Annotated in this window: 6 protein-coding genes and 2 pseudogenes; 5 read left to right on the forward strand and 3 right to left on the reverse strand. The window is 55.1% G+C overall.

Annotation, left to right across the window (positions count from 1 at the left end):
- Positions 1-46 precede the first annotated feature (46 nt).
- The 3 genes from GRAN_RS21550 to GRAN_RS21560 are packed head-to-tail and all read left to right on the forward strand — an operon-like array spanning position 47 to position 4303.
- Positions 47-1315: an AAA family ATPase gene (locus GRAN_RS21550; RefSeq protein WP_128915059.1), complete on the forward strand. Its 1269-nt coding sequence runs from the start codon at positions 47-49 to the stop codon at positions 1313-1315.
- Entirely contained in the window at positions 1308-3878 is a 2571-nt protein-coding gene (locus tag GRAN_RS21555; RefSeq protein WP_128915060.1) for a S8 family peptidase, read from the forward strand. Before GRAN_RS21550 ends, GRAN_RS21555 begins: the two co-directional genes overlap by 8 nt.
- 32 nt (positions 3879-3910) lie before the next feature.
- Positions 3911-4303 carry an eL43 family ribosomal protein gene (locus GRAN_RS21560; RefSeq protein WP_128915061.1) on the forward strand — a complete coding sequence of 131 codons (393 nt, stop codon included), beginning with the start codon at positions 3911-3913 and terminating at the stop codon, positions 4301-4303.
- Between the two features lie 40 nt (positions 4304-4343).
- On the opposite strand, the pseudogene GRAN_RS26850 reads toward GRAN_RS21560, so the two are convergent.
- Both GRAN_RS26850 and GRAN_RS21570 read right to left on the reverse strand, forming a co-directional pair.
- A pseudogene (locus GRAN_RS26850) lies at positions 4344-4636 on the reverse strand (Y-family DNA polymerase).
- On the reverse strand, positions 4609-5517 hold the full coding sequence (locus GRAN_RS21570; protein WP_128915062.1) for an FRG domain-containing protein: 909 nt from the start codon (positions 5515-5517) through the stop codon (positions 4609-4611). The pseudogene GRAN_RS26850 and the gene GRAN_RS21570 overlap by 28 nt, the downstream one beginning before the upstream one ends.
- A 413-nt stretch (positions 5518-5930) precedes the next feature.
- Between GRAN_RS21570 and GRAN_RS21575 the strand changes: the two genes are divergently transcribed.
- Complete coding sequence (locus GRAN_RS21575) at positions 5931-6221, forward strand: hypothetical protein (RefSeq protein WP_128915063.1); 291 nt, start codon at positions 5931-5933, stop codon at positions 6219-6221.
- Between the two features lie 67 nt (positions 6222-6288).
- Here GRAN_RS21575 and GRAN_RS21580 read toward each other — a convergent pair whose 3' ends face one another.
- Positions 6289-10041 (reverse strand): hypothetical protein, encoded by a 3753-nt coding sequence (locus tag GRAN_RS21580; protein ID WP_128915064.1) that lies wholly within the window; start codon positions 10039-10041, stop codon positions 6289-6291.
- Positions 10042-11063: 1022 nt separating this feature from the next.
- Here GRAN_RS21580 and GRAN_RS21585 point away from each other — a divergent pair.
- Positions 11064-11699 (forward strand): annotated as a pseudogene (locus GRAN_RS21585) (ArdC family protein); the annotation flags it as partial.
- Between the last annotated feature and the right edge of the window lie 127 nt (positions 11700-11826).

Below are 11826 nucleotides of genomic sequence, written 5' to 3' on the forward strand. Positions count from 1 at the left end.
TCATACAAGACTTGCGTAAACGCATAAATCTTGCTATAAACGCATCATGGAACACTTCGATGTCATTCTCGTCTTAGCACGGATAGCTTTGGACGCCGAAGGCTCACGGTCGGTACAGCAGATCGAACGACTGCGGGATTTACTGAAGGCCTCCGACGCCGATCAGTCTGCGAAATTGAATCGTCTTTTGAATCGGGCGGGGCGGAAGCATACGATGGCCCCCCTAGCTATGAACGAGATGCGCTTGACGGCGGATGCAGTTCGCCGGCAGCTATCTGGCGAGGTCCTTCTACCCTCGACCCCCTATCCGACCGACAGAGAAACTGGAACACCGCTGGCGAGAGTGATTTTCCCAACTGCAGCTTCTGAGGCAGCTCCAATTCTGAACGAATCGCTTGCCATGGCGATTGGCGACCTCTTGGCTGAATGGAAACGAACAGAAGATCTTGCAAAGGTTGGAGCAAAACCCCATATGCGTTGCCTTTTGTATGGGCAACCAGGTGTAGGAAAGACTAAACTCGCCCGTTATCTAGCAGCACAAATGGGTCTGCCTTGTGTGGAAGCAAGATTGGACGGTCTCATGTCTTCGTTCCTAGGAACAACAGCAAGGAACATCGGGGCACTGTTCGACTTTGCCAATCGTTATCGCTGCGTCCTCTTCCTGGATGAATTTGATGCGTTGGCAAAGGCGAGAGATGATGCTCAGGAGATTGGAGAGATCAAACGTGTCGTAAACGCCCTGTTGCAGTCACTCGATGCCCGAAATGGAGTCGGCGTCACACTAGCAGCGACAAACCATGAGCACTTACTTGATGCCGCCGTTTGGAGGAGATTCGACTCTCGCATCGCGATACCCGTGCCCGATCAAGATGCTCGTGCCATTCTGCTAACGAATTTCCTCAAACCGCTTCCTGTTGCCGCCGCTGATCTTCAGCTCTTAGTGTGGGCAACTGAGTCAATGAGCGGTGCAGATATCGAGATGCTAGTTGAGGCAGGGAAGCGATTCCTTGTTCTACGAGTTGAACAAACGGCGGAAGCCTCCACTAACGAGACCCGCCCGTTTCAGCGGGTAGACGGAGGTTTGATCTTGGAGGCTTTGCGGCGTCAAGCGGTCCTGAATGTCAGGATCTTCCACGCCGATCGCGCCGATCTCCTAATGGGCCCCAAAGATCGCTTAGCTAAGGCACTCGACGAGGCCGGATTTAATCAGACAGATATCGGTCGGTTATTCGGTTTGTCACAAAGCGCGGTATCGAGACGGAAGAAACGTGGCGAGGCCTCCGAGCCCCGGACAGAGGAGATGGTTCATGGCTAAGACACCCCGTGATGTTCGCCCTATCCAAGTATTCTTAGACACGCAGCGCTTCATCGAAATGGAAGAGCCTCAGCCGTTCGGAGGTGGATCGAAAGACTTCTTCGCTGGAAACGATAAGGGGTTTGCGACGCACAAGACTCGTATCCAGGCGCGAGCGACCAGTGTTGCGGATGGCATAAGGCGTTCCGGAGAGCCAGCCGGCTTCGTAAGGGTTCAGCAGAGAGAGGTTGCGTTGGCCAAGAGCCATCGGCCTCTCGGGAGTCTGTTCACTGAAGCAAACAACTTCTCTCTCGTTGGTGTTGACGGTGTTGGCGAGATGCTTTTTCAAGCGACTCCCAGCGCGCTTGATCGGCTGGCGTCGATCATCGCAACCAAGGCCGAAGAAACGCCTCTTCTAAAGCCTAACAAGAGTAAGGATGACGCATTGGAACCGCGAGCGTCACGCTACCGCAGTGAGGTAGGCGGCATTGACGATATTCAACTTTACGGTGCCAGTGACAAGATTAAATTTTCCGCGGCAGAAGCCGTGGCCTGGTTCAATCAACCGAACATTATCGGCGGTTACATCGTCGAGCTGTTTCGCCCAAATCGTAAGGTGGGAGGCCAAAGCACCGACGCTCTCATAAAACGTTTCCGAGAGAGTCTCGAAAAACTCACCGGGGGACTGCTAATCCGGCCATTCCTTCCGTCCGCGCGAACGGTTCAATACGGCATGCCCACGCTAGCTCTGTCCGTCCAACTTTTGAGTGAAGATCAAAGACAAATCGAGTTGCCGTTTTTAGCGGATGGCCGCGCTTCTGAGATGTCTGAGTCTTCGTTGACAGATAGTATTCGAAAGAGCCACGCAGATATGTCGCTTTCGCGACACACTGAATTGCTGAATGTTCTAGCGAGTCAATCGCTCGTCCGTTCTATCCAATTGCCACCGACGCTTGAGACTGCGCCGACGACAAGCAAGCCGCCGACGCGGGCAGCATCGTTTTCTCCTCCCACGGCTAGCTCACCTTATCCGGTAGTCGGAGTGATTGATGGAGGCGTTTCTTCGGCAAAAAGCATGGGAGCCTGGATAGTGGGTGATGCTGGACTCGTCCCCGTTCTCGATCGCGACGAGTCCCACGGCACCTTTATTGCGGGATTGATCTGTGCTGGCGCTTCATTAAACCCAGGGTTGATCGATTCCGTCGAGCCTCTAGGTTGCAAGGTATACGACCTTGACCTTTTTCCCCGCCGCGAGCTGCGAACAAGCTATTACCCCGACCTCGAAGATCTCTTCGACACTCTGGATGAGAAGATTCAGGTTGCCAAGAGGGACTTCAATGTAAGGATCTTCAATCTGAGCTTTGCAATTGGAAATCGGACCTCACGACTTGCTTACTCAATAACTGCTGACCGCCTTGATCGAATCGCACGAGCTCACGACGTTATTTTTGTCGTAGCGTCTGGCAATTTGAGCAGCACTGTCTCTCGTCCTCCGTGGCCCGAGAAAACGCAGGACGCGGTGGCAATGCTCGCATCGGTAAGTAGCTTCGATCAGCAGATTTCAGCGCCTTCAGACCAGTTGCTAGGCGTAACCGTAGGAGCCGTTAATCCGTCGGGAGTTCCTGGTCACATTGCCTTCATGCCAACTACTTATACGCGTCGCGGACCTGGCGTCGGAGGATCTCCAAAGCCCGATCTAGTTCAATGCGGTGGTGCTGGGTACACTAGCAACCTTAGTAGTGGCCTTCAATCGGTCACGCCAACTGGAGAAACCACTGATGGCTGTGGAACTAGCTATGCCAGCCCGCTGACCGCCGCCACATTGGCGACGCTAGATCACCTTCTCGCAAGCCAAGCACCCCGGGAAACCCTGCTGGCGTTACCCATACACCGAGCACAGCGGCCTTTCGCGTTAGAGAAGCCCGCCCTTCGACCTTTCGCGCGCGACTTTGTTGGGTTCGGCTTGGCTCCTACGGCCGAGGCGATCTTGAGTGATGCGCCTCACTCCGTAACGCTCGTCTTTAGCGCGAAGCTTCTTCGTAAACAGCGGCTTGAGTTTGCGTTCACTTGGCCCAAGTCATTGGTTGCTCCGGACGGAACTTGCAGGGGGCGTGCCGACGTGACACTGGCATACACCCCCCCCATTGATCCGGACCATCGTGAAGAGGCTGTCCGGGTCCAGTTGGAGGCTCATCTCCATCAAGAAAAAATGAATGTAGCAACAGGGGAGACAGCCTGGGAGTCTCGACTAGAGCACGACGGTGCGGATGTGGCGCAGGGGACAGGAAAAACGGAGAGCTTCCTCATTAAGACGGGATTGAAGTGGTCTCCCGTGAAGCGCTATCACGTCGCGATGAAGAAGGGTCGCGGGAACACTTCGAACTGGAGAATTTCCCTCGAAAGCTTGGAGCGTGCCCTGGTCATCTTTCCGCCGGAAGGGGTCAACTTCAGTTTGATTCTGACGCTCTCGGACATCGCTCAAACTGCCCAAATTCGTGAAGAGCTACGCGCCAGCCTTCAGAGCCGCGGTCTTCAACTCGCAGATATTATGGTTGCCCACCGAGTTGTTGCTCGTAGTGCATAAGCTAATGAACTCGTAAGCGGACATGGAGGCAAATGAATACCGAGACATCGCGTAAGAAGGATTTGGAACTCACACTCATCGCATCGCCAGAGGATCTGTCGCATGACGACGAAGATTACCAAAAAGACCTTCGCGCATTCGATGACGATCTCAGAGCGCACGGACTCAGTCCGTCATCTCGCGTTTTGCTTATTGAATCGGCCGGAAATGACATTGCTCCGCACTTGGGTGTCTTTGCAGTAAATCTCAAAGAAGCCTTGCCAGTCATTGGTTCTGTGCTCACCGGTTGGTTCGCTGGACGGTTCGGACGAAAGATTCGTGTCAAGGTAGGCGACATCGAGGTAGAGGCAAATACCGTCGCCGAGGCTGAGAAGCTTATCGCTGCTGCGGAGAAGCTCAGAGAAAAGAATGCGGCGCGTCCTTAACTCATTCCGAACATCAGACCGCTGCAAACACTTAATGCGTTCAGGGCCGAGGCTGTATTAGATCCGTGTGGCGTTTAAGAATGCTTCGTATGAATTTTAAGGCTTTTTTGTATCGAACAAAATCAGCCGCGATGAAGATTGTTTCGGGGCAGCGCCTTTCCGCTGTAATCGCGGGCATCGCAGACCGTACCCATAGCGCCGCGCTTCGTGAGAAGCTGCGTAAGCGACTGAGCGGTTGCCGTGCCACGCGACAACGACTAGTTTACCTCGCAAGTCCGGATTGTCTTTAAGGCCGGAAACGCTTCTTATGGCGGAGGCAAGGTCCTTGCCCATATATCTTGGCCGTCAGACCAGTGCGAACGAGACCAACAGATTTGCTGTAAGAGCGTCGATTTCGCTGCTCCGTAGAAGTCTGGAAACAGGGTTGCCGCGTTGATCCCATGACGCTCGCACAAGTCGATCACTTTCGTCGCTTCACTGATGGGCAGAGTAACCTTGCCAAGGCAAGCATTCCCGGACGAGTCAATGTACTCGCAAAGATTTTCTGGGGAGCTGAATGGTGCCCCCCGGCGATACTCTTGCCGCAACAACGTAAATAGTCCGCGCTGCGCAGCTACGTTCGCATTGTTTGCGCCAGGCACCCGGATAAATTCGAGCTGTTCCAATCGCGGAAGCGTCACCTCCGTATCCAATACCCAAACAGCAAGTCGGTCGGCGTGAGTATCGCTCATGATTGCGTCAGCAGCGGCGAAATACGCAGCTACATAGGACCTGTGACTCCAATCCAGCAAACGCGTCGGCAAGCCGTGATGCTGTGCGACCGCCATGATCTCGTAATACTCCGGAGACGGCCAGAGTTTACGGTGAAAAATGAACGTATCCATCACTCGCTGGGGATCAAGGAAGTTGGCGCGAAATTCGGCGGAATCTCCAGGTATCCTAAGTCCAGTTTGATCGCAGTAGTGTGCGAACGTATTCAGCGTGGCAATCTCAACAAATATTCTAGTGTCGGACACTTCGGGTTGCCCCCTGAAGATCACCGCTGAGTGGATGGGATGGCACTTTCCTCGCAAAATGGAAGGAGTCAACTTCCATTGAGAGTCAGCCTGCCCACGGAAGACTGGGCGGTTACGTGGGTTCAGGAGATAACGCTGTGGAGAGAGATGCTCCCAGAACTCTTCGACAGTCGAGGCGTGAAACTCCTTGATGGGCATTTGCTATGTTCTCCCCATAAAGGATCGACTTCTCTGATAGTTCCTGAACCAACGCGCAAGAACTCGATTTGCCGCCGCTATCAACTCGGGGTCGGGCGTTATGACACCTCGGGCATATCTCTGTCCCGTAACTAGCGCCCCTGTGACGGCATAGCTGACCTGTGTGCCTTGAAAATCATTCAGAAGTGAGGTGTCGGGCGGTTCCTCGTAATGTAGTTCAATCGCGGACTCTTCAGGACCAGGCACAGAATTAGGCTTGGCTTCGAGACGGTAGACGACTGCTTGACATGGTGGTAACGCGTACATGGCATCCTCCCAGACCTAATGATATGGGAGTGGTGTTCATATTCAATGCAAGTTAGCGGACCATCCAGTTATCCGTGCCAATGACCGAACATCGGAGGAACATAGTCGTGAACACTTTTCGCATTGCTTACATCGTCTGCTCGTCAGCAGCGGCAATCTGCGCTCTCGCCGCAGCCGTCTACTGGTATCTATCGAGCCGCCCAACACCAACATTGTGCGAAGTACCCGGGGCCTCCATCAGTGATGTTCCCGAACTCTATACGCTGAACGTCCAAGTCGATGTCTATGCCGTTCGAGATGCGTTGATCGAAACATCGACGCTCAACAAGAAGGCTGCCATCTGGAGTGCCGTAGCTGCGCTGTTCGGTGCCGCAGCGGCCATTCTCGGAATCATGTAGCCAAACTTCGTCCCTGGAAAAGAAGGAGTTGTGAAGTATAAAGACTCAACCGTCAGACAAACGAGCTTTAGTCCTCATGGTCAGCCGTGTTGGTTGAGTAAGGGACGTAGGTGGAAGTACAAAGAACACTGAGCCCGAAATCGTCCTGATCTGCGCGCAGGTCTTCGATCGAGAACACGGGCTCTCCGACATCCTGCAGTTTCGGACTCATCGCGTGCTCATCGACAACCACCGCAGAATGCACTGACCAGGTTTTCGATGGGTCGAGATTTGCCCACTCGATTACTCTGTCAAGGTGTTCTTTGAGCCAGACGACACGCCGTTGATGCTTGGCGATCAGGGACCGGCTATGTTCGGTCGATTCCGTCAGGGCGCGTAGCTCCGCTGCCAACTCAAAGGGCGTACGCGCAAAGGCCAAATTCTTGCACTCTAGGGTATAGATACTCGTCCGGCTCACGTCAATGACCAACACGTCGATATCGCCCGGAGGCAGAATCGCAGTTGTTCCTCTGCCGATCTTCTTCAGCCTGCGTCGTACCCACAGTTTTGGCTTTACTTCCAGACGATCTGCCACTTCGTCGTTGAATTCTTCCCCTTCCCGATTAGCATAGCGGCTTACCAACACCTTCATCGCGTTGCTGCTCGCCTGCATCCGCCCACCGAAACAAGTCTGCAACAAGTAGTGATGAGCCTCCTTGACATGCCGATGGCCCCACACAATCCAGGTTCCGTCCTGCTCCTGCACCAAGAACGGTCTACGTAGATAGGACAGGCGTCGCCCGTAACGCCACGGATAAACGTCTTCGCCTCGATAGCCATTTCCTGGCTTGAGGAAGTTTGCTCGCGGACGATAGAGGAACATCTCTATAGCGTCTTCGACCATCTGCTGATTCCAGTCTTCGCGGGCCGCGAAGTTCGCGACAACGTCTTCGTATCTCATCCGCACGATGGGAGGGTGGTACAGCCCAAGCTCGATGGCGAAGGACAGCAACTCCACCAACTTCGACAGCGGGAAGCCGAATTCCGCTTCGGTCGCCGTCTCCACTTCGGTCCGCCATTCGTTATCGACCGGCGCGGCGTCTTGCCACTGCCTACGAAAGCGCGCCGCCGACTCAGAGGCTTGTGTCGCCGCAAAGCGCAAACGGTAGTCACGCATCGCGGCGCGGTATTGGTCTGGGCGAAACCCAAGTCGCCCCGCGCCCAGCATGTCCACATCTACTCTCGCTATCTGGAAATGCACGATGTCGCTGAGCATTCCATACGTTGTGATGATTGCTGCCCGAGCCAACAGCGCGTCGTACATGCTCAGGCTCATGGGGCGCAGGCCTTTCGGTGGAGTAGCGGTAACGTATTCGATCAGGAAGCGGCCCGCCACTGCGGCTTCGGAATGCTGCGAAAGCCCTTCAGAGAAGTCCTTGAGAAATTCTGGTGATTGACCAAAGCAAGCGATACGCGTCGCTGCAAGGAGCTTCGCCTTGAAAGCGCCACTCACATTTGATTCATGACGAAGCACCAGTTCTTCCAGCAAACCATCCGGAGAGAGCGAGGCCACCATAGAGATGAATTCCTGGTAGCAGAAGTCCACAATCTCATTGATGACCGCCGACACTCTGTCGGGATCAATAGCGCCTGTCACGAAGTGCTGGTCACGGCGAAAGTGATCGCCAATGGGATCGAGAAGTAGGTTCTTATCGACTTCCTGTACCGTTCGACCATGCGGGAGCCCACGTCCATCGAGTTGCGGCATGTTTCCGGCACTCAGGAAGAAAACCTTCTTTTTCAGTCCCAAAGGGGCAAAAGCGTCGATCGTGTGAGACAGCTCATGATCCCGCAACGCTCTCGCTACGTCGTGCCTGCTCATGCTTCGGATCGCCAGTAGAATCTCCCGAAGAAACAACCGTTCGCCGGCGTTGTCTGCGGTCGCCAAGGCGTCTTCGATCCCTTTTTCAAAGCGAACCGTAATCGCGCCCCGTTCGGTATTGGCCTCTGCGGTGACAAGGGGCTGTGCAGGGCCGGTCTGTATTGCAACCTCCTCCAAGTCATCTCCTGTCCAGTTCAAGTCCACGATGATGCGCAGAATGGTAAAGCGACCTTGCATGTCTTGGAGGACCGGAGCGATGGCTTGCGAAAACTGCCATAGCCAATACGCAATCGCATCGACAAACTCCCCGTATACGCGCCGCTGGTCACGCGGCATCGGCGTCTCCGGCCCCGTTATCCAAACGGGCAAGGGCAGGCCCTCCACCAGAAGCGCAAGCTCCGATCCGATGTTCTCCGACAGAGAATAGACCGGCACATCGGGAGACGTAAATCTCGTCACTTCGACGAGGCGATTGGCCTCGTAGGAACGCACTCCATGCCAATCCCGTTCGCGAAAAACGTCGCGTCGGAGGACACCAGCCCCTCCAGGCACAAACCAGATCTTGGTGGGGCGGTAGTCGTCGCTCGCATAAAAGGTGTAGCGATTTTTACGGTAGAACTCGTATTCGTCGATTGCGCCGCTCGGTGCAATCGATGCCTGCTTTCGCGTCTCGTCGCGAACGATGGCAAATTTCCAGAACACCAGTTCTTTTCCGCCTTCCAAAAGGCAGAGGGTACAGAGATCAGAAGCCGGCAGTAAGAAGCTCGTGAGATCAGGTCCCCCAATTCCAATACCGACGTAGCGTCCCACGGATTGCGTCAGCAGAATAAGGAAGATTTCATTGATCTGCGGTTGGTGCGTATAGATATAGTCGGCAACCGCTTCAAGACGCGCAGTGAGCGCTTCGTCGAGGCCGGGCGTATGCCACAGAGAGAACGGATGGAGACGGTCATATCCTTCGAGAGAATCCGTTACCGAGAGGCAGTAGATGATTTTGTCTGTGTCGAGATCGAAGAATCCATCGTGAACATACCGCGGCCGGTCGGCCCATACGGGCACTTGAGCTGGAATAGCATCGCACTTCACATAGCCCAAATGCTCGACGACCGCTTGCCAAGTTGCGCTACCGAACCGGCTCGCAAGCTCTTCTGCAACCCCGCGATCCTGAGCCAGTCCGATCAGTGCATTGCGCAGAGCAGGTAGCAACTCCGTCGGCGACGCAACGACGATGTCAGAGCCTACCGCTACAAGCGGTTTGCGGCTCAGTAAACCTGAGATTTGAAGCTGCGTATCCAGTTGGAGTTCCGCGACGGTTGCAATGATTGGCTGAAGCGAGTCGAGAGGAAGGTGAAGTCTCTCCAGAAACAGATGAAATGCCGCGCGGCTGAAACGAACGGCATTCTTGAGCCGCGCCAGCGTCGTCCCATCGGGAACGACGATTGGCTCCTGAAATCTCGATTCGATGGGCGGGTTGCGGACGATTCCCGCAACATCGCAAATCCGCTCACTGAGTGCGAGAGTTCCGTGAATGAGACGGGTCGCGAGGCGCACGTACTCATGGTCTGGAAAGTCATCGCGATGGAAGTACAGGGGTTCCAGTATTCGCTTCAGGATAAAGGTGGCGTGCTCGTTGAGACCGGGAAGGACCCGGTAGGAGCCGCCATGAAAGGACACTTCCTCGCAAAAGACGCTATCGAAGGGATCTTCTGCGTCGGCAATCGCAGCCAGGGCCGGGGAGTCGCATAAGCCGCGCAGTGAATGAGGGGCCACACGGCGAGAACGGGTGGATTGCAGGCACGCGATTCTATGCGCAAGAGCTTCGAGCCGCACGACTCGTTCGGCATTGATCGGCAGAAGTTGAAGTCCCGCAACTGCGGACAGGAGATCAGCTCGGTCGAATCCCGAGATCACGGCGTCCAGGGACGCCAGTTCGTTGATGGGTGATTGCGTCGCACACATACCAAGAAAAGTGTTTCAACATCGCCTTCCAGTGTAGCCACTCTCGCCACGAGCAGATATCAAACCTTCAACTTCCTCATTTTCAGCCGCTCTGCATCTTCGAATCTTGTTCATGCAGTCCAAGGAATCTACATGCCGCGCAGTCCGTACTTACGCGCGAAAGATGGGCAATCCTATAGCGGTTTGCCCATCCCGATTCGACATGCAACAGAAAGGTGCGGGTGAGAGGATTTGAACCTCCCGCGTTGACTCTTGAGGGTGAACCGATCAAGTTGCCCGATGCGATCTTTTCGATTGGGGGAGCTTCCCAAGCCTGGCCCGCAGCAACGCCGCTCCACACCGCACGCTCTTCTTCGTGTTGATCTTTCCCAAAACGCTGGATGTCTTCACGTCACTATGACGAGGTTTGCGCTCGCGCATGGGTTTGTGAGCTGAAGCGTTGACAGCAGGTTTCGATTCGACACAAGTAGTGACTGAGTTCTTCATCGGTTTGGCCTCCATGTTTGTTGTTGCTACCAGGTTGGCGTTTCCGACTCCCCCAATCGAGATCCACATCGAGGCCCAAAGGGCCACCTTTACTCCCAAGACGTACTCCTTCAGTCTATCCTTCCTGCCCGCAGCCGTTGGGGGTTCATCGGCAGCAACTTCGGAAAAATTCTTCTCGTAGGGAGGAGTTTCACTCCTCGCCTGTCTGCAGCCGCTTCGCGTCTTCCTCCACCCTCCACAGCGGGCCTGTTCCTGCCCGCAACGCCGACCCTGACAGATCGTGCGCGCGTTGCGCGCCAATAAGGAAACCAAACCTTGCTAGGGGCTCAGCCCCACGCGCGCGTCAAGGGGTTTCCCCATAATTTTTGCTCCGCAAAAATCACGCGATACAACCGCGCCCTTCGCCTTGCTGCGGGTGGGTGATACCCGCTCCCCTTGACGCTTGCTACCCCCGCCTTCGCCAGGTGGCGTTCGGCATGTACATGCCGCGTTTCAACGCGGAAGTGCAAGAGCCAGAACCCAAGGAGGAAGCACCCATGAACACCACCAGCACTGTCACCCCCATCAACGAAAACCCCAAGCAGCCGCAGCAACGGCAAACCGCCAAAGAAATCATCACTGCCAACGTCAAGAGCCTTATCGAGCAGTTAGAGGCAGGACACAGCGACGCACTCACGGCCTACCTCGACGCGATGAGCCGATTCCATAACTACAGCTTCGGGAACATCTTGGAGATTGCCCGGCAGCGCCCGAACGCAACCCGCGTTGCTGGCTTGTACGCATGGAACCAGCTTGGACGGAAGGTGAAGAAGGGCGAGAAGGGAATTCGCATTCTTGCTCCCATCGTCGGCATCAAGCGCAAGAAGGACGAGGAAGCCGAAAAGGACATCACCAAACAGAACACGCGCGTCCTAGTCGGATTTCGCAATGCCTACGTCTTCGACGTGGAGCAGACCGAAGGTGCAGAGCTTCCCGCCTTGCGTGAGATGAGCGGCAGTGTTGGTGACAACCGCGAACGTCTTGTTTCGTTCATCGAGGAACAGGGCATCGAGCTTGCGTTTACCGAGAAAATCGCCCCCGCGCTAGGCATCAGCTACGGCGGACGCATTGCCATCCTGCCCGGACAATCCGAGGCCGAGGAGTTTTCCACGCTCGTTCACGAACTGGCGCATTTATGTTGTGTTCGCAGTTATGTTGCGTAGCGGGCTCGTTGCCGCTGAACATGCGGGTTCGAGCCCTGCGTACACAACATAACTATTTAGAGTGAGCGGAGGAAAGCGAGCAGCGATGGGTCGTCTT

The sequence above is a fragment of the Granulicella sibirica genome, assembly GCF_004115155.1.
Lineage (GTDB): Bacteria > Acidobacteriota > Terriglobia > Terriglobales > Acidobacteriaceae > Edaphobacter > Edaphobacter sibiricus.

Excerpts from the sequence above, each read along its gene's own strand:
- GRAN_RS21550 (WP_128915059.1), top strand. The coding sequence starts at position 47 with ATGGAACACTTCGATGTCATTCTCGTCTTAGCACGGATAGCTTTGGAC.
- GRAN_RS21560 (WP_128915061.1), top strand. The coding sequence starts at position 3,911 with ATGAATACCGAGACATCGCGTAAGAAGGATTTGGAACTCACACTCATC.
- GRAN_RS21555 (WP_128915060.1), top strand. The coding sequence starts at position 1,308 with ATGGCTAAGACACCCCGTGATGTTCGCCCTATCCAAGTATTCTTAGAC.
- GRAN_RS21570 (WP_128915062.1), bottom strand. The coding sequence starts at position 5,517 with ATGCCCATCAAGGAGTTTCACGCCTCGACTGTCGAAGAGTTCTGGGAG.
- GRAN_RS21580 (WP_128915064.1), bottom strand. The coding sequence starts at position 10,041 with ATGTGTGCGACGCAATCACCCATCAACGAACTGGCGTCCCTGGACGCC.